This window comes from Vandammella animalimorsus, from assembly GCF_002288875.1.
GTDB classification, from domain to species: Bacteria; Pseudomonadota; Gammaproteobacteria; order Burkholderiales; family Burkholderiaceae_C; genus Lampropedia; species Lampropedia animalimorsus.
In genome coordinates this window covers 78,880-95,545 of sequence record NZ_NTBH01000011.1, presented here as the reverse complement: position 1 = coordinate 95,545, position 16,666 = coordinate 78,880, and the positions used below count along the sequence as shown (strand labels likewise).

The window sequence follows — 16,666 nt, the reverse complement described above, 5'->3', positions numbered from 1 at the left end:
TGCGTGAGGAAAAGGAGGGAAATGGGCTCAAACGCGCTCTAAAAAAGGGCTTCTTGATCCGGTTTTTTTCAGATCGTGAAGTGTTGGGGCTGGAAGTCCAGGAATTGCCCGGTTTTTAGAGGTTCCCCATGATCGATTCGTTGATATTGGCCTGATTGATGGACTTGGATGCCTGGCTCTGGACATTGGGGGCTCTTTTGATTGGGGGCTCTTTTGTTCAATGCATCACTCTGCCAGGGTGGCGAAAGACCGTAGCCAGGGGTCAAGGTGGGCGATATCAAATGTTCCGCTCTCGAACATCTGGATCATCTCAGCGTGAATCTGCATTGGAGCGCGTTGCAGGCGCCAGCCATTGATGCGCAGGAACACGTCAGCAGCGGCAAAGGCGATGCGTTTGTTGCCATCCACGAATGGATGGTTGATGGCCAGGCTTTCCAGCAACGCAGCCGCTTCAGCCACGATGTCATCGTAGTAGCCAGTCTGTGGGCGGAACAAGGCAGCCTCCAGCGCACCAGGATCACGCACACCTGGGGCGCCGCCGTAACGCTGCATCAGCACGGTGTGCATGCCGAGAACATCGGCCACGGTCAAATAGTCGCGCAGCACGGCTTACTTGGCCAGTTCACGGTAGAGGCTGTCGAACTCATCCAGGCTGGACGCGAAAGAAGTCATTACGTGGCGGCGCGGACGTTCCTTCTGCTGCCGGTCGATGTAGTCGCGCAGGGCGTCATCGAGCACCGCCTGGAACTGGCGGCCTTGGCTTTCTGCGATCTGCCGCAGTGCGGCCAGTACATCGGGCGCGGCCTGGGAGGAAAATTTCTCGCGAACGGTACTCGGCATGGCCATCTTCTCCATCATGATTTATCTTGATGTTTCATGATAGAACAAGATGGAACCCCACGCCAGTGCTTGGCTGGCCTTCGATGGCTGACTGGTCGCCTTGGCTGACGCTAAACCGTAGTGCGTAAGCTGTTGATTTTTCTGGATTGCCATTTGCGCCTACCCGAAGACCAAACAGAGAACATGCTCAGGCGGAGAAAGTGGCCGATTCCGGGCGTTTCGGCAGGTGGCCGCCCGCAGCACAGATAGCCGGCGCCTTGCGTCATGCGGGGATTTCGGGCAAGAAAAAGGGCTCGGAGATTTTCCGAGCCCTTGCATATGGTGGCGGAACACGGAACCGAACCCGTGCCCGCATATGAGGGGGTTCTTTGGAAAAACGATACCCACCGCTTCAACAGCGCCCAGGACCTGCAGCAAACGCTGCTGCGCTATGTGGCCTTGTTCAGCCCCACCAGCTGCCACAGTTTGCCCTCAAGGGCCGAACGCCCATGCAGGCGATGAAACTGTGGCATCGAGAACGGCCTGAGCTGTTCAATAAGCGGTCATATGATCGTGCGGGATGTGACGCGTAAAAAACTGCCCATTGCCATGCGCCATAACCCTTGCCGCGCGCGAAATTGTGGTAAAGGGCGCAACTTGGCATAGAATCGCGCCTCGGTGCATTGGGCTGGCTGGGCGTTTGCCTGCGGTGCGACCCATGCCCGGGCTGATCTGGGTGATATGCCTTCGGATGGGCCCAGATCAAGAGTGGTTTGAGAATCTGCGAGAACTATCCAAGATCGTTTACACCCCGCTGTGCCCCAGCGGGGTTTTTTTTGCCTGCGGCGCGGCACTCACAGCGCCAGGAATGAGCCGGCATTGGGCGCAAACAGGCGGCTGTAGCGGCGCGTGGCCTCATGGTCGCTCATGCTGGCGACGAAGTCGCACACGGTGCGCTGCAGCGGCGCGCCGGCGGCCAGCAATTGCTGCTGCTCCAGCGGCAGCAGGCGCAGCGGGTTGTCCAGCAGTACTTGCAGCAGCTGCACGACGATTTGCTGGCCCTTGAACTCCAGCTCCTGCATTTGCGGGCGCAGGATGACGTACTGCATCACGAAGTCCTTGAGCAGCCGCAGCAGCCCGAAGGCGCCGGGGCTGAGCTCGGCCTGCAGGTCCAGCAGCGGCTGCTCGAACAGGCGCTGCGCGCGGATGTGGGTGCGCGCCACCAGAAAGCCCACCAGGCGGCTGATGGCGTGCTTGCGCGGTTTGTCGCCGCCGCGAAACAGCTGTGCCGTGGCAAAGCCCAGCAGCGCGTCGAACTCGGCCTGCTCCTGGGCATCGCGCCAGGGCAGCTCGCGGGCGCGCTGCACCACCTCGTCCTGCCACTGGGCCTGGGTGAGCAGGCGCAGCGCAACAGCGTCCTCCAGATCGTGCACGCCGTAGGCGATGTCGTCGGCCAGCTCCATGATGGAGGTGTCCAGCGCCTTGTGCCGCGTCCTGCCGTGGCCATGGCCGCTGGCGGGCCAGTCAATGGCCGTGAAGCGCTGGCGGTCGGCCTGGCTGAGCGGCGCCAGCACCCAGTCCAGCTGCTGCGCCTCGTCGTCGTGGATGCATTTGGGCGGCTTGCTGGCCTGCCAGGCCGGGCGCGGCGGCGTGCTTGCGCTGTGCTCAGCGTGCGCATCGGGGTAGCGCGCCACGTCGCGGTGCAGGGCCGGGTACTTGAGCACGCCCAGCAGCGTGCGGCGTGTCAGGTCCAGCCCGTGGGATTCGGAGTATTCGCCCAGGCGCATGGCGATGCGCAGCGTCTGGCCATTGCCTTCGAAGCCACCGTGCGCGCGCATCACGGCATTGATGGCGCTCTCGCCGCCGTGGCCAAAGGGCGGGTGGCCCAGGTCGTGGGCCAGGCAAATGGCCTCGATCAGCATGGGCGTTGGCAGCAGCGCGGCCCATTGCGGCTGGGTTTGCTGCAGGTGCGCGCAAATGCCCGATCCCAGTTGCGCGACCTCCAGCGAATGCGTCAGCCGTGTGCGGTAGAAATCGCTCTCGCCCAGGCTGAGCACCTGGGTTTTCGATTGCAGCCGCCTAAAGGCCGCGCAGTGGATGATGCGCGCCCGATCGCGCTGGTATTGGGCATCGGGGCTGCCGCTGTTCAAGGGGCCAGGGCCGCTGGCGTAGCCCTCGTCGGTCTGGCGCTTGCGCTCGGTCCAGCAGCTGCCGGTGGTATTGGGCATGGGATGGGCTGGCAAAAAAACGGGCATTGTAGGCAGTGTGCGGTGGCGCAGGCCCACGTCGAGCGCCCGGGTTTTGCAGGGCTTTGCCCGGGGCACCCGCCAGACTGTGCAGAATGGCGGCCATGGACGAGATCGTGAAAAAAGCCATGGCCAAGTGGCCCAATGTGCCGGCCTGCAGCGGTTGGCTGGGTCTGGATGCGCGCGGCCAGTGGTACATGCGCGATGCGCAAACCCAGGAGCGCGGGCCGTTTCCCCAGTCCAAGGGGCAGCCGCTGGCGCATGCGGGCCTGGCCGAGTTCATCGGCCGCAATTACGCCGCCGATGAGCAGGGGCGCTGGTATTTCCAGAACGGGCCGCAGCGCGTGTTCGTGGAGCTCGAAGCCGCGCCCTGGGTGCTGCGCGTGGCCTGCGGCGCCGACGGCCAGCCGCAGCTGCACACCCACACCGGCCAGCCGGTGCAGTGGGGCGAAAGCTGGCAGGACGAGCACGGCCGCGTCTTCATCGCCACGCAGCTGGGCCTGGGCCTGGTGCACAGCATGGACATGCTGGCGCTGAGCGATTGCATCGAGCAGCGGCCCGACTGGCAGCCCCAGGCCACGCGCTTTGCGCAGCTGCAGCAGCGCTACGGCTTTGTTTGCAGCCCGCAGCAGCAAGAGGCCGCAGCCCAGACAGCCCAGACTGCCAGCGGCGACTGAGCCACACACCCCACAACGCGCCCCATCACCCAGCCCCCCGAGAGCCCGCCATGGCCCTGATGATTACCGACGAGTGCATCAACTGCGACGTCTGCGAGCCCGAATGCCCCAACGATGCGATCTCGATGGGCGAGGACTATTACCTCATCGACCCGCTGCGCTGCACGGAGTGCGTGGGCCATTTCGACACCCCGCAATGCGTGGAGATCTGTCCCGTGGCCTGCATCCCCGTCAATCCCGAGCACGTCGAATCGCGCGAAACCCTGTGGCAGAAGTTCGAGCGTTTGCGCGCCGAGCAGCAAGCGCCACAGGCAGCGCCTGCCAGCGCGCAGCCTGCGCACGCATCCGAATCCTGAACAGAGGTTTTTACGCAGCAGCGCGCCAGCTGGCGCTGGCAAAGCGCAGGCCGTCGATGAGGGCGTGCAGCGCCGCCGTGGCGTGCGTGGCCTGCGGGTAATGCTGAAAACCGATGGTCAGTTGCGGCACCGCATCGCGCTGCAGGGCCTGGACGAACTGCCGGGCCTGATCGACCTGGCCGCGCTGCTGCATCATGCGCGCGCGTGGCGATTGGGCGTCGATCAACGGCGAAGGGGTTTGTTCGTATTCGCCAATGCTCAGTTGCAACCAGCGCGGCGCGTGCGCCGTGCGCTGGGCCTGGCGCGCGGCAAATTGCGCGCGCAGCTGGTGGATGTGGCCTTGGTTCCACCAGATCGACGGGCTGGAGGCGATGTAGGTCTGCCAGCCGGGGCTGCCCTGCAGCAGCGCATACAGCGCGAACAGGCCGCCATAGGAATGGCCCAGCAGGGCCTGGCGGCCGGCATCGACGGGGTAGGCCTGGGCCACGGCCGGCTGCAGCTCTTGGTGGAGGAACTGCAAAAAGCGCTCGGCCCCGCCCTGGCGCTGGGCGCGCCGATCGCCGGTGTTGCTCAGGTCTGGCGCGGGCGGGGTGTAGTCCTCGGCGCGGGCCTGCTCGTCGAGCAGGCCGCCGCCTTCGTAGCCCACGCCCACCAGCAGCATGGGGGCGATGCCGTTTTCATCGGCGCGCATGGCCATGCCCAGCGCCGCCATGGCGGCCACGGGGAACATGGCGTCGCCGTCGAGCACGTAAAGCACTGGGTAGCCGCCGGGCGGCCTGGGGCCAACGCGGCTGACCTGGATGCGGTAGCGCCGGGCGGTGGCCTGCGATGTCAGGTAATGCTGGCGAGCCTGGGGCAAGGCGGCGGGCTCGGCCGGTGACAGCCCTGCAGGCCCGGCGCTGCCCTGGGCCGCAGCGCCGGGCCTTGCCTGCGCCATCCTTGGCGGCTGCTGTGCCATGGCCTGCAGGGGCAATGCACTGCCGCTGGCCATGGCCAGCAGCAGCTGGCGGCGCTGGCGCGCCTGCGGGGGCAACTGGGCAGCGCCCGGGGTGAGCGGCGCGGGCACGGGCGGCGTCGGCGGCGGCGTCAAGGGGGACTCTGCGGCTGCGCCGGGGCCGGGGCCGGGGCCGTGGTCTTGGCTTTGGCGGCGGGGCATGGCGCTCACCACTGGTAGCGCAGGCTGGCCGTCCACTGGCGGCCGGGGCCGGCAAAGCAGCCCAGGCCGCGCCCGCCAGGGGCGCAGCTGGCCAGGTAGCGCTTGTCCGTCAGGTTGCTGACGTTCAGCGCCAATTGCATGCCCTGCAGCTGGGCGCTGAGGTGGCTGAGCTCATAGCGCAGGCCGGCATCGAGCAAAGTCTGGCCGGGCACGCGCAGGCTGTTGTCCACCGTGGCCCAGGTGCTGCCGATGTGGCGCGCGCCCAGCGACAGGCCCAGCTGCCCTTGCAGCAGGCGCCAGTCCAGCCAGGCCGAGGCGCTGGTGCGCGGCACGCCCACGGGCTGGCGGCCTTGCTCGCCGGGGATGTGGCTGCGCGTGACCTCTGGATCCAGCCAGGTCAGCGCGCCGATGGCGCTGAGGCTGCGGCCCAGCTCGGCGCGGCCTTCAAATTCCAGGCCGCGCACTCGCACTTCGCCGGTCTGGATTTGCTTGTTGGACGGCGCGCCGGGCGTTGGGTCCTTGGTCAGCACGTTGCGGCGCGTGAGCTCGAAAGCCGCGGCGCTGAGCAGCCATGGCTGGCCGGCGGGCTGGTACTTGGCGCCCAGCTCGATCTGCCGCGCCGTGCCCGGCTTGAATGGGTCGCCATGCAGGTTGATGGCGGTGGTGGGCTCGAATGAGGTCGCGTAGCTGGCATAGGGCGACAGGCCCGAGGCCATGCGGTACATCAGGCTGGCGTTGACGCTGCTCTTGCGGTCGCTCTGGCGGTGGATGGTGGTGCGCCCGGCGGCCAGTTGTTCGATGCGGTCGCGGTGGCTGGCGCGGTCGTGGCGCACGCCCAGCTGGGCCAGCCAGGGGCCCCATTCCAGCTGATCCTGCAGGTACAGGCCAGTCTGGCTCTGGCGGCGCTCGGAGTCGCTGTTGAAGGCTGGCGTCTCGATGGTCAGGCCGTAGCGCGGGGCCAGGAAGTCCAGCGGCATGCCGGGGCGGCCAAGGCCCAGCTGGCGCTGGGCCGTGCTGCGTTGCCAGTCCAGGCCTGCCAGCAGCGTGTGGCGTACGTCGCCGCTGCGCAACCGCCAGCGCAGCTGGGTGTCGGTGTTGATGCCGCGCAGCGTTTCATCGGCGGCGCTGGCCTGGCGCATCAGGATGCTGCGCGCCGGGTCGGCCAGCGCGGCCGAGACGTTGCGAAAGCGCGAGTCGGCCGACAGCCAGCGCCCTTGATGCTGCAGGCTGAAGTGCTCGTTGAAGCTGTGCTCCAGGCGCCAGGTCAGCGCGTTCTGGTCGCGGTCGAAGCGCTCGTAGCTGGGCTCGGCGGTCTGGAAGTCGTAGGGGATGCGCCCCAGCGGGTGCGGCAGCAGGGTGCCCACGCCCGGCAGGCCGTTGTAGTTGCCGCTCTTGGGGTCGCGCTGGATCCAGGCCTGCAGGCTCAGCTGGGTGCTGGCCGCCGGGCGCCAGCTCAGCGCCGGGGCCAGCAGGTAGCGTCGCTCGGGCAGGCCGCTGGCGCTGTTGGCATCGCGCGCCAGCGCGGTGATGCGCCAGGCCCAGCGGCCTTGCGCATCGGCGCTGCCGCCCAGGTCGGCGGCCAGCTCGCGCAGGCTGTGGCTGCCCAGGCGCAGGCGCACATCGCGCACCGGCTCGAACACGGGGCGGCGGCTGATCTGGTTGACCAGCCCGCCAGGGTTGACCTGGCCGTACAGCACCGAGTTGGGGCCGCGCACCACGTCGATGCGCTCCAGCGCCCAGGGGTCGATGCCGGCAATCAGGTACGACAGGCCGCGCGGCAGGCGCAGCCCGTCCAGGTAGCCCACGTAGTTGGCTGTTTGACCAAAGCCGCCAAAGCCGCGCAGGAACACGCTGTCGTAGCGCGGCGAGACGCGCGCCTCGGACAGCACGCCGGGCGTGTAACGCAGCGCCTGCGCCACGCTGGCGGCGGCCTGGTCGTCCATCTGCGCGCGCGTGATGGTGGAGATTGATGCGGGCGTGTCCGCCAGGCGGGTGTCGGTCTTGGTGGCCGTGGCGCTGCGGCGCGCCACGTAGCCCGGCGGTGACTGCCATTCCTCGCTGGTGGAAGTGACCGTCACGGGCGCCAGCTCCTCGATGGCGGCGGGCGCGGCCTTGGCGGTGGAAGCGGCGGTCTGGCTGCGCTGCTCATCGGCCGCAGCATTGCGGGCCGTTGCTGGCTGGGCCTGGGCCGCGCCGGCCAGGCAGCCCAGCGCGCAGGCCAGGGCCAGCGGCCTCAAGGCAGAGGGCCAGCGCGTGGCAATGGTGCGGTACACAGTGCGCTGCACAGCAAGGTGCAGTGGGCGAGGCGTGAAAATGGCGTGCTTCATAACAGGAATGGGCGCATGAACACCGCCTGGCAGTGGCCAAGGAATTCCTCGATCATTGCCAGGTGGTTGAATTTGATAGCATTTCTCATTCTTATTGTAGGAATCGCGCCCCGCTGGCCAGCTTTGAGAGAAATGCAAAAACCTTTGCGCAAGCGGCAACTGCCATGAATGCCCCTCACCCTGATCTGCCCTTGATCGCGCTGTCCGATCTGGACGCGCAAAGCCGGCTCGCGGGCAGCCACTACCGGCTGCGCAGCGGCGTGCAGCACCAGGCCTTTGCATTGCGCGGGCGCGTGCAAACCCATGCCATGGCCCAAGGGGCCACGCTGCACCTGGTGGATGTGTGCGAGGACGCCCATGCGCAGCAGGTGCAGCTGCAGCTCAAGCCGGGCCTGCGCGTGGCCTGGGTCGTGCAGGGGCAGGCCGATGTCAGCTACGGGCCGCAGCGCCTGCTGATGGGCGCGGCGCAACGGCCGGGCCAGCCGGCCCAGGCCCATGCCGTGGCGCTGCAGCGGCCCGAGCAGTTCACGCGCCGCGCCTCGCCGGCCGGGCGCGAGGCCACCGTCAGCCTGTGCCTGACGCCGCAATGGCTGGAGGAGCTGGCCGCCGCCGAGCAGCAGCACTCGCCCGTGCTGCAGGCCGTGCATGAGTTCTCGCGCTGCCACCTGCGGCAGGCGCAATGGCGCGCGCCGCCGCAGGTGGACCAGCTGCTGCGCGGCCTGCTGCAAGCGCCCCGCTTGAGCCCCGAGCTGCAGGCGCTGTACTTGCAAGGGGCCTTCCAGATGCTGTGCAGCCACGTGCTGCAGGCCTTGTACGAGCTGGCCCAGCCCGGCAGCGCAAAGGCTGCGGCCACTGCGGCCACTGCGGCGGCCCCGCTGGCGCTGGCCCAGGCAAGCCAGGCGGCGGCCCAGTCGCCGCGCATCAGCGCCGCGCGCAAGCGGCAAATGCAGCAGGTGCGCGAGCTGCTCGACAGCGGCGCGGCCGACCACTGGAGCCTGCAGGCCATCGCCCAGCACCACCACATGAGCGTGGCCACACTGCAGCGCCATTTCCAGCTCGTGCACGGCCAGGGCGTGTTCGAATACCAGCGCCGGCGCCGCCTGCGCCTGGCCTGGCAGGCGCTGCAGCGCGCCGAGCTGGATGTGGCCCAGGCCGCGGCGCTGGCCGGCTACCGCCACGCGGGCAACTTCGCCACCGCCTTCAGGCGCGAGTTCGGCACCAGCCCCTCGCAGCTGCGGCGTTGAGAGCGCTCAGCGCGCTGGCGCGCGCGTGACCAGCGCAATGCCGATGGCCACCGGCACGATGCCCAGCAAATCGGGCAGCGACAAGGGCTCTCCCAGCACCGCCCAGCCCATCAGCAGGCCCAGCGGTGGCGTCAGGAAAAACCAGGCGCTGGCCGCGCTGGCGCTGTGGCGGCCCAGCAGCGTGAACCACATCAGATAGCCCATCAGCGAGACCACGCCCAGCAGCCAGGCAAAGGCGCCCAGCAGCGTGGGCGTCAGGCGCAGCTCGGCCGGGTTCTCCAGCGCCAGCGCCACTGGCGCCAGCAGCAGGCCGGCCAGCAGCATTTGCAGCCCGGCATTGGCCACCAGGCCGATGCGCAGCGGCAGGCGCTTGTACAGCACCGTGCCCAGCGACAGCGAGGCCAGCGCCAACAGCACCAGCAGCAGCCCCTGGGCCGTATCGACCCCGCCGTGCAGACGGTGGCGCACGATGAAGGCCACGCCGCCCAGGCCCAGCGCCAGGCCCAGCAGCTTGCGGCGCGTCAGCGGCTCGCCCAGCAGCGCAGCCGCCAGCAGGGCCACGGCAATCGGGCTGGCGCTGATGATGATGGTCGCCAGCCCGGAGGAGAGCTGGCGCATGCCCGTCCAGCTCACGCCCAGGTACAGCGCATGGCCCAGCAGCGCCAGCGCCAGCAGCGTGGCCCAGTCGCGCAGGCCCGGGCGGCGCTGGCGGAACTCGCCGCGCCAGGCGGCCCAGGCCGTCAGCAGCAGGCCGGCACAGACAAAGCGCAGGCTGAGAAACAGCAGCGGTGGGCTGTCGGGGAAGACGAACTTGGCGGCCGGAAAGGCGCTGGCCCAGACCAGCGTGAACGGCAACGCCAGCCAGAGCGTGCTGCGCCCGGCAGCGCCGGCCAGCGCTGGGCTGGTGGAGGGCGTGGCGGCGGCGGCAGGCGTTGGAGCAGCAGAGGCGGGGTGGACGTCGTATGGCATGGCCGCCAGTCTAAAAAGGCCGGCATGAATCGAAAAACGAGAAATATCGATGCCATGAATCGGTTTTTTCAATGTATCGTCCTCTGCCATGACGCAATTTGACATCCCCTTGCTGCGCACCTTCGTGCAGGTAGTGGACAGCGGCGGCTTTGCCCGCGCCGGCGGGCGCGTGTGCCGCAGCCAGTCCACCGTCAGCCAGCAAATCAAGAAGCTGGAGGCCCAGGCCGGCCGGCCGTTGCTGCTGCGCCATGCGCGCGCCACCAGCCTGACGCCCGATGGCGAGCGCCTGCTGGGCTATGCGCGGCGCATGCTGGCGCTGCACGACGAGGTCTGCAACCTGTTTGCCGAAGACCTGCCCGAACTGGTGCGCATCGGCCTGCCCGAGGACTACGCCGTGCAGCTGCTGCCCTATCTGCTGGCCGAGGTGGCCCAGCACCACCCGCAGGCGCGGCTGGAGGTGCGCTCGCAGCTCTCGGTGCAGCTGCAGGCCGGGCTGGCCGATGGCGAGCTGGACATTGCGCTGTACCGGCGCGTGGTCGGCATCGATGAGGCCGGGCCGGACGACGCGCACGACACCTGGCCCGACGCGCTGCAATGGGTGGCTGCCAGCGGCACGGCGCTGGAGCGCCAGAGCGTGCTGCCGCTGGTGCTGTTCCCCCACGGCTGCGTGTATCGCGCCCATGCGCTGGCCCAGCTGGAGCAGCAAGGCCGCCGTTGGCGCGTGGCCTACACCAGCCCCAACATGGCCGGCGTGCTGGCGGCCGTGCAGGCCGGGCTGGGCGTCTCGCTGCAATCGCGCCAGGTGCTGGCCCATGCCAGCGGCCTGCGCGAGCTGGGGCCGGGCAGCGGCCTGCCGCCTGCGCCCAGCGGCCGCTTCGTGCTGCGCAGCGCCGCCGGCCCGGCCGGCCCGGCGCGCCAGGCCGTGCTGCAACGGCTGCGCGCCCTGCTGGGAAACGGTAGCTTGCAGCATTCATCCCCAATGGCCGGGGACAAAGCTGTGGATAAGGTGTCGGCGGCTTCGGGATTGCCCTAGGGAGCGGGGTAGCCTGCCTGGATTTTGAGCAGCGGGTTTGGGCCGCCCTGGTGGCTCCGTGCGTGTCGAAAAAAGTGCCCAAAGAAAACGACCCTGCTGCCTGCGACCCCGGTGCTGTGCGCCACAGGTGCAAGCAGCAATGGGCTCTGCTGGGGAGATTGCTTTGCTTGGCACTTGGGCGGTGCTCGGCGTGCACGGGCAGCTGTGCTCAGACTTTCGTCATGCCGGGCAGCGCTTGTCAGGAAACGGCGGAAGCAGCAGCCAGACGTGGGCATGGCCAGCCATGAAAAAAACCCCGCAAGGCCTTGGCCTTGCGGGGTTTGGGCTTGCCAATTGCTTGGCGCGGCCGCTTTAGCTGCGGCGCAGGCGTTGCAGGCCCAGCGCAGCAGTCAGCAGGCCCAGCAGCAGCAGGGCCCAATGGCCCAGTGTGGGCACGGCGGTGGCGCTGCCAGGGGCTGCGGCGATGAGCCGGAATCTGGCCGTGACCGCCTTGGGCGCGGTGACGTTCGTCAGGCTGCAGGCATTGCCGCTGCAATCACCGCCAAAGCCGTCAAACGCATAGCCAGCGGCTGGCGTGGCCGTGCAGGTGGCGTTGCCGCCATTGGGCACCGGGTTGGGCGTGCAAGTCACCGTGCCGCCTACGCTGGGGTTGGCCGTGGCGGTAATGGCATGGGTGGCCGGGGTCGTGGCGCGGAAGTTGGCCGTGACGGTCTTGAGCGCGGTGACGTTTGTCAGGGTGCAGGTGCTGCCGTTGCAATCGCCGCTGAAGCCGTCAAAGACGTAGCCGCTGTTGGCCGTGGCCGTGCAGGTGCTGTTGCCGCCATGGGGCACCGGGTTGGGCGTGCAGGTGACGCTGCCACCCATCGCAGGGTTGGCTGTGGCGGTGATGGCGCGCAGGGGCAGTATCGGCACTGCCTGGGTGAAGTGCGCCACCACGCTCAGGGGGGCAGTGACGTTCGTCAAGGTGCAGGTCTTGCCGTTGCAATCGCCGTTGAAGACGTTAAAGACATAGCCTGTGTTGGCGCTGGCCGTGCAGGTGCTGTTGCCGCCATGGGGCACTGGGTTGGGCGTGCAGGTGATGCTGCCACCCGCCGCAGGGTTGGCTGTGGCGGTGATGGAGTGGTGCCCCGGCAAGATGCGCCTGAACGAAACCTGGATTTCGCAATCGGCCTCGATCGGCTCGACCACCAAGTTTGTGTTGTCGCGCATGGTGATGGTGACGGGGCCGCAGCTTGGGGCGGGGGTGGCCTGATCGAACTCATAGCCCGCTGCAGGCGTGACGGCCAGCCACGCTCTGGCGCCGCGCACCCGTTGCTGGGTGGCTGGGTCGACGCTGCCATTGGGCCCGGCTTGGGCGGTGACGGTATGGGCGGTGGTCGAGCAGCCGTCGGACCAGTTGCCGGTGGTGGCGGCATTCCAGGCGTCGTCCGTGGGCGAAGGCGCTTCCAGCTTGTTTGGGCACAACCAGGATTCGCTCGGCAGCAGGCCTGTGGGCGCCGCTGGGGGCTTGCCGGTCAGCAGATTGTCGCCGACCTGGAAGGCCTTCAACTGGTTCAGGCCGCTGAGATTGGGAATCGTGCCACTGAGTTGGTTGACACTGACGTCGAAATGCTGCAACTGGTGCAGGCCGCTGAGATCGGGAATCGTGCCACTGAGTTGGTTGACACCGACTTTGAAACGCTGCAACTGGTTCAGGCCGCTGAGATTGGGAATCGTGCCACTGAGTTGGTTGACTCTGGCGTCGAAACGCTGCAACTGGTGCAGGCCGCTGAGATTGGGGATCGTGCCACTGAGTTGGTTGATACTGACGTCGAAATGCTGCAACTGGTGCAGGCCGCTGAGATTGGGAATCGTGCCACTGAGTTGGTTGACACTGACGTCGAAATGCTGCAACTGGTGCAGGCCGCTGAGATTGGGAATCGTGCCGTTGAGCTGGTTGTCCGCCAGATTCACCTTGGTGACATGGGCCTTGGCGCTGTCGCACGTCACGCCGTGCCAACTGCATTCACTGCCAGGGGCGTTGAAATCGGTATCGCCGCCGTTGCGCCAGTTGCTGCGGTTTTTCCAATGGGCCCCGTCAGTGCTGTTGTAGAGCGCGATCAGCGCATCGCGCTCGGCCTGGGGGATGGCGGCCTGGGCCGTGCTGGCCGCGGCCCAGGCTACCAGGGCCGCCAGCGCAAATCTTCGGCGGCCAGGGGCGGCAAGGTCAGGCATGAGCGTCTGCTGGTGCGACATGGGTGCATCCTCCAAAGGGCAAGCAAGGGATCAGAAAGGGGCCGGGCCCAAAGCTCGGGACGGGGAAAAGAAAAGTGGCATTAAACACGATTGGCCACAGGTTTTTCCATTTCTGATAGGGCTGCTTGGGCTTGCGCGCTGCCCCTGGGGCGCTGGTCTGTGCCCAGGCGGCAACGGTTTGTCAATGCTTTGCAACGGGGGCTGGCTGCCTGAAGCCGCGCTCTTGCCCGCTGCGCAGAAGTTTTGAGCAGAGGCGCTCAGGCCGACAGGCCCAGCCGCGCCAGATCGCCCTGGCCCTGGCGCAGCACGGTGGCGCTGCCGCCGCCTTCCATGCTGGTCAGATCCAGCACGGTGGTGGGCTTGACGGCCACGGTGCCGGCGTCGATCACGGCGCCCAGGTCTTTTTGCAGGCGCTCGCGGATTTCCTCGGGGTCGCTCAAGGGGTCTGGCTCGTCGGGCAGGATCAGCGTGCTGGCCAGCAGCGGCGCCCCCAGGATGTCCAGCAGCCCCTGCACGACGGGGGAGTCTGGCACGCGCAGGCCGATGGTCTTGCGCTGCGGGTGGCTGATGCGCCGGGGCACTTCCTTGCTGGCTTCGAGCACGAAGGTGTAGGGCCCGGGCGTGGCCTGCTTGAGCAGGCGGAACTGGCGGTTGTCCACGCGCGCGTGGCTGGCCAGCTCGGACAAATCCTTGCACAGCAGGGTCAGCAGGTGCTTGTCGTCCACGCCGCGGATGCGGCGCAGGCGCTCGATGGCGGCCTTGTCGTCCAGCGGGCAGACCAGGGCGTAGCTGGAATCGGTGGGGATGGCCAGTACCTGGCCTTGCTGCAGCAGGCTGGCGGCCTGCTTGAGCAGGCGCGGCTGCGGGTTCTCGGGGTGGACTTCGAAATACTGGGCCATGGCGTCGCAGGGGGTGAAAAGGCGCGCCCAGCGCAGGGCGCGGGCGGCCATTGTCACCGCAAATGGCCCCTACAATCGACCGGCCCGGCCGCGCGGCAGCGCGCGGTGCGTGCCGGGCATCCCCGAAAAACGCAGCAGGACGAGCCCAGCATGAGCATCAAAAGCGACAAATGGATCCGCCAGATGGCCCAGCAGCACGGCATGATCGAGCCGTTCGAACCGGGCCAGGTGCGCGTGCTCGATGGGCGCAAGATCATCAGCTACGGCACCAGCAGCTATGGCTACGACATTCGCTGTGCGCGCGAATTCAAGGTGTTCACCAACATCCACAGCACGGTGGTGGATCCCAAGCGTTTCGATGAAAAAAGCTTTGTCGATTTCGAGGGCGATTACTGCATCATCCCGCCCAACAGTTTTGCGCTGGCGCGCACGGTGGAGTACTTCCGCATCCCGCGCAATGTGCTGACCATCTGCCTGGGCAAGAGCACCTATGCGCGCTGCGGCATCATCGTCAACGTCACGCCGTTCGAGCCCGAATGGGAGGGCTATGTGACGCTGGAGTTCTCCAACACCACGCCGCTGCCGGCCAAGATCTACGCGGGCGAGGGCTGCGCGCAGGTGCTGTTCTTCGAAGGCGACGAGCCGCCTGAGGTCAGCTACAAGGACCGCGGCGGCAAGTACCAGGGCCAGCACGGGGTGACGCTGCCGCGGACCTGAGAGCCTGTTCAAAGCCCCTGCGCGGTGAGTCATGAAGCGGACTTGGGCGGTCTGCCGCGTTGCAAAGCCTCGCGGGCCGCTGGGCCCGCCTGCGTTTTGCGCCTTGCAGCCCATCCCAAGCCGCTTCTTGCCCGCTCGCGCCGAGACCTTGGGCAGGCTCTGATGAGGCCAGAGTGGCTACGGTCTTTTCAAATCCGGCCCGTTTTCCGTTTTCTTCACCCGGCGGTTGCGCGCTGCCGTTGTGGTTTGCGCCGCCTGGGCCAGGGCAGGGCCAACAATCCCAGGGCGATGCAGGCGGCCAGTGCCCAGGCCGGCAGATCGACCAGCCAGCGCAGCAGCAGGCGCATGGCATCGCCCTTGTAGGCCACTTTGGCGGCGCGGGCGTGGAATTTGGCAAAGCGCGCCGCGCCACTGCGTTCGAGCACTTGCAGGCCGCGCTGGCCATAGGTGGCGGCCAGGCGCAGGGCGCTGGCGCCGTGCCGCTCCGTCAGCCGCATGTGCTGCGCCAGCGCGCCGGCCTGGCCCTGGCTGAGCTGCAGCAGCGCGGCGGTGTGTGGGCCCTGGGCCTTGGCAAAGCGGGCGCTGCGCGCCAGGGCGGCGGCGTCTTCGCTGAGTGCCAGCAGCCGGGGCCCGCCGGGGATGCCGGCCAGGGTGTGCACGTCTTGCAGGATGGCCTGCATGGGCTGCAGGCTGTGCAGCGAGCGCTGGCGCTTGAACTGGCGTGCGCTGGCGATGGCGCTCTGGCCCAGCCAGTCGGGCAGGCGGCCCAGGCGGCGCAAGGTCTTGAGCGTGGCGATGCTGGCCTTGGCCGAGGTGGCCCCTGCGGTGATGGGGGCTGTGGCCCCGGCGGTGGCGCCGCTGGCCAGGGCGCTGCCCACTTGCGCGGCGCTGGCGGCCACGCCCAGGGTGGACAGGGCAATGAGCACCGGGTCGGTGGCTTCGTCATGGGCCATGCGCCAGCCTTGGATGCCCAGATCGCGCAGGTCGCCTATGACGAGAAAGTCGCTGGCGATGCCGGCGATCTGGCCAATGTCCTCATCGCTGTGGCCTTGCCAGACGCCTTCGCCGAGCTTGCCCAGCTGATACAGCCAGGAGCTGCGCTGCTGGGCAATTTGCTGCTGCAATTGCTGGGCTTGCGGCTGGGCGCGCACGTAGTCGTAGGCCATGAAGAAGTCCAGGTACTGCGCAGCGTCGGCCCAGCGCTGCTCGGCCATGAGCTGCTGTACCTGCGGCAGCGGGTCGATGCGGGCCGTGGCTAGCAGGGCCAACTGGCCGCGCTGCCACCAGGCCAGGGCGGCCGCCAGGGCCAGGGCAAGGCACAGCAGGCGCAGGAGCAACAAGGGCAGGCGCAGCATGGGGGGCGGGCCAGCGGTTACAAGCGGTTCTCGCCCAGCAGGCGCAGTTGCTCATCGCGCAGGCCCACCAGCAGGGCGCGGCCTTGGGCATCGACGCGCATCTCGCCCCAGCGGGCGAAGTCGTAGTGCTGAGCCGTGCCTTCCTGGAAGAAGAAGGCGTTGGGCCCCAGGCGCGGGATGTGGCTCATCTCGCCAGGGCGCAGGCGCAGCGCGATGGTGCCTGCAGGTGGCGTGGGCTGCATGCCCAGGCTGTGAACGGCGGTGGCGCGCTGCTGCTCGTCCAGGCTCAGGTAGGCATAGCGCGGCGGCGTGGGCCAATCAGGCTGGGTGCTTTGCAGCACTTGGGTGGGGGCGATCTCCCTTTCCAATTGGTAGCTCAGCGCCATGTAGTCGCCCTGCATCAGCGAGCGCGGGTCCACCGGGGCCAGCTCCAGATAGACGGTGCGGCCCTGGCGCAGCAAGGTCTCGAAGCCCAGCACGCTCCATGCAGCCAGGCCCAGCACCAGCGCAATGCTCAGGGCCAGCGCGGCGCGCAGCGCGCGCGCATGGCTTGCGGCCTGCGTGGCGGTATGGGAAGCGTCGGGCAGTGCTTCGGATTGATCGGGCACATGGGGCATATCGGACATGGCAGGG

16 protein-coding genes and 1 pseudogene are annotated in these 16,666 nt (G+C 67.9%); 7 read left to right on the top strand and 10 right to left on the bottom strand.

The window, feature by feature from the left end; genetic code table 11:
* Positions 1 to 225: 225 nt before the first annotated feature.
* Entirely contained in the window at positions 226 to 606 is a 381-nt protein-coding gene (locus CLI93_RS13515; protein ID WP_095543711.1) for a type II toxin-antitoxin system death-on-curing family toxin, read from the bottom strand.
* Positions 607 to 609: 3 nt separating this feature from the next.
* Positions 610 to 840 (bottom strand): hypothetical protein, encoded by a 231-nt coding sequence (locus CLI93_RS13510; protein ID WP_095543715.1) that lies wholly within the window; start codon positions 838 to 840, stop codon positions 610 to 612.
* Between the two features lie 381 nt (positions 841 to 1,221).
* Here CLI93_RS13510 and CLI93_RS15485 point away from each other — a divergent pair.
* Positions 1,222 to 1,412 (top strand): annotated as a pseudogene (locus tag CLI93_RS15485) (IS481 family transposase); the annotation flags it as partial.
* Positions 1,413 to 1,673: 261 nt separating this feature from the next.
* Here CLI93_RS15485 and CLI93_RS13500 read toward each other — a convergent pair.
* Positions 1,674 to 3,047 (bottom strand): anti-phage deoxyguanosine triphosphatase, encoded by a 1,374-nt coding sequence (locus CLI93_RS13500; RefSeq protein WP_095543712.1) that lies wholly within the window; start codon positions 3,045 to 3,047, stop codon positions 1,674 to 1,676.
* A gap of 122 nt (positions 3,048 to 3,169) precedes the next feature.
* Here CLI93_RS13500 and CLI93_RS13495 point away from each other — a divergent pair, with 122 nt between their 5' ends.
* Complete coding sequence (locus tag CLI93_RS13495; protein WP_095543716.1) at positions 3,170 to 3,742, top strand: DUF2946 family protein; 573 nt, start codon at positions 3,170 to 3,172, stop codon at positions 3,740 to 3,742.
* Between the two features lie 50 nt (positions 3,743 to 3,792).
* Positions 3,793 to 4,098, top strand: coding sequence for a YfhL family 4Fe-4S dicluster ferredoxin (locus CLI93_RS13490; protein ID WP_095543713.1), 306 nt, complete (start codon positions 3,793 to 3,795; stop codon positions 4,096 to 4,098).
* A 10-nt stretch (positions 4,099 to 4,108) separates the two neighbouring features.
* Here CLI93_RS13490 and CLI93_RS13485 read toward each other — a convergent pair whose 3' ends face one another.
* Together CLI93_RS13485 and CLI93_RS13480 are read right to left on the bottom strand one after the other, a co-directional pair.
* The gene (locus CLI93_RS13485; protein WP_143327013.1) at positions 4,109 to 5,254 is read right to left on the bottom strand and encodes an alpha/beta hydrolase; all 1,146 of its coding nucleotides are present in this window, start codon (positions 5,252 to 5,254) and stop codon (positions 4,109 to 4,111) included.
* Between the two features lie 5 nt (positions 5,255 to 5,259).
* The gene (locus CLI93_RS13480) at positions 5,260 to 7,581 is read right to left on the bottom strand and encodes a TonB-dependent siderophore receptor (RefSeq protein WP_172424379.1); all 2,322 of its coding nucleotides are present in this window, start codon (positions 7,579 to 7,581) and stop codon (positions 5,260 to 5,262) included.
* A 15-nt stretch (positions 7,582 to 7,596) separates the two neighbouring features.
* On the opposite strand from CLI93_RS13480, the gene CLI93_RS15230 reads away from it, so the two are divergent.
* Positions 7,597 to 7,749 carry a hypothetical protein gene (locus CLI93_RS15230; RefSeq protein WP_172425558.1) on the top strand — a complete coding sequence of 51 codons (153 nt, stop codon included), beginning with the start codon at positions 7,597 to 7,599 and terminating at the stop codon, positions 7,747 to 7,749.
* Positions 7,746 to 8,825, top strand: coding sequence for a helix-turn-helix transcriptional regulator (locus CLI93_RS13475; protein WP_095543710.1), 1,080 nt, complete (start codon positions 7,746 to 7,748; stop codon positions 8,823 to 8,825). Before CLI93_RS15230 ends, CLI93_RS13475 begins: the two co-directional genes overlap by 4 nt.
* A 6-nt stretch (positions 8,826 to 8,831) precedes the next feature.
* Here CLI93_RS13475 and CLI93_RS13470 read toward each other — a convergent pair whose 3' ends face one another.
* Entirely contained in the window at positions 8,832 to 9,794 is a 963-nt protein-coding gene (locus CLI93_RS13470) for a DMT family transporter (RefSeq protein WP_095996008.1), read from the bottom strand.
* Between the two features lie 88 nt (positions 9,795 to 9,882).
* Between CLI93_RS13470 and CLI93_RS13465 the strand changes: the two genes are divergently transcribed.
* The gene (locus CLI93_RS13465) at positions 9,883 to 10,827 is read left to right on the top strand and encodes a LysR substrate-binding domain-containing protein (RefSeq protein ID WP_095996007.1); all 945 of its coding nucleotides are present in this window, start codon (positions 9,883 to 9,885) and stop codon (positions 10,825 to 10,827) included.
* Positions 10,828 to 11,178: 351 nt separating this feature from the next.
* Here CLI93_RS13465 and CLI93_RS13460 read toward each other — a convergent pair whose 3' ends face one another.
* Both CLI93_RS13460 and CLI93_RS13455 read right to left on the bottom strand, forming a co-directional pair.
* Complete coding sequence (locus CLI93_RS13460; RefSeq protein ID WP_172425557.1) at positions 11,179 to 13,041, bottom strand: IPTL-CTERM sorting domain-containing protein; 1,863 nt, start codon at positions 13,039 to 13,041, stop codon at positions 11,179 to 11,181.
* 278 nt (positions 13,042 to 13,319) lie between these two features.
* Positions 13,320 to 13,961, bottom strand: coding sequence for an L-threonylcarbamoyladenylate synthase (locus tag CLI93_RS13455; RefSeq protein ID WP_095996011.1), 642 nt, complete (start codon positions 13,959 to 13,961; stop codon positions 13,320 to 13,322).
* A 150-nt stretch (positions 13,962 to 14,111) separates the two neighbouring features.
* Between CLI93_RS13455 and dcd the strand changes: the two genes are divergently transcribed.
* Positions 14,112 to 14,678, top strand: a complete 567-nt coding sequence (gene dcd, locus CLI93_RS13450) for a dCTP deaminase (RefSeq protein WP_095540497.1) — start codon at positions 14,112 to 14,114, stop codon at positions 14,676 to 14,678.
* A gap of 215 nt (positions 14,679 to 14,893) precedes the next feature.
* Here the strand turns inward: dcd and CLI93_RS13445 are convergent, their stop codons facing one another.
* Together CLI93_RS13445 and CLI93_RS13440 are read right to left on the bottom strand one after the other, a co-directional pair.
* Positions 14,894 to 16,033: a hypothetical protein gene (locus tag CLI93_RS13445; RefSeq protein ID WP_095996005.1), complete on the bottom strand. Its 1,140-nt coding sequence runs from the start codon at positions 16,031 to 16,033 to the stop codon at positions 14,894 to 14,896.
* 17 nt (positions 16,034 to 16,050) lie between these two features.
* Positions 16,051 to 16,659 (bottom strand): GDYXXLXY domain-containing protein, encoded by a 609-nt coding sequence (locus CLI93_RS13440; protein ID WP_238945929.1) that lies wholly within the window; start codon positions 16,657 to 16,659, stop codon positions 16,051 to 16,053.
* Positions 16,660 to 16,666: the final 7 nt, after the last annotated feature.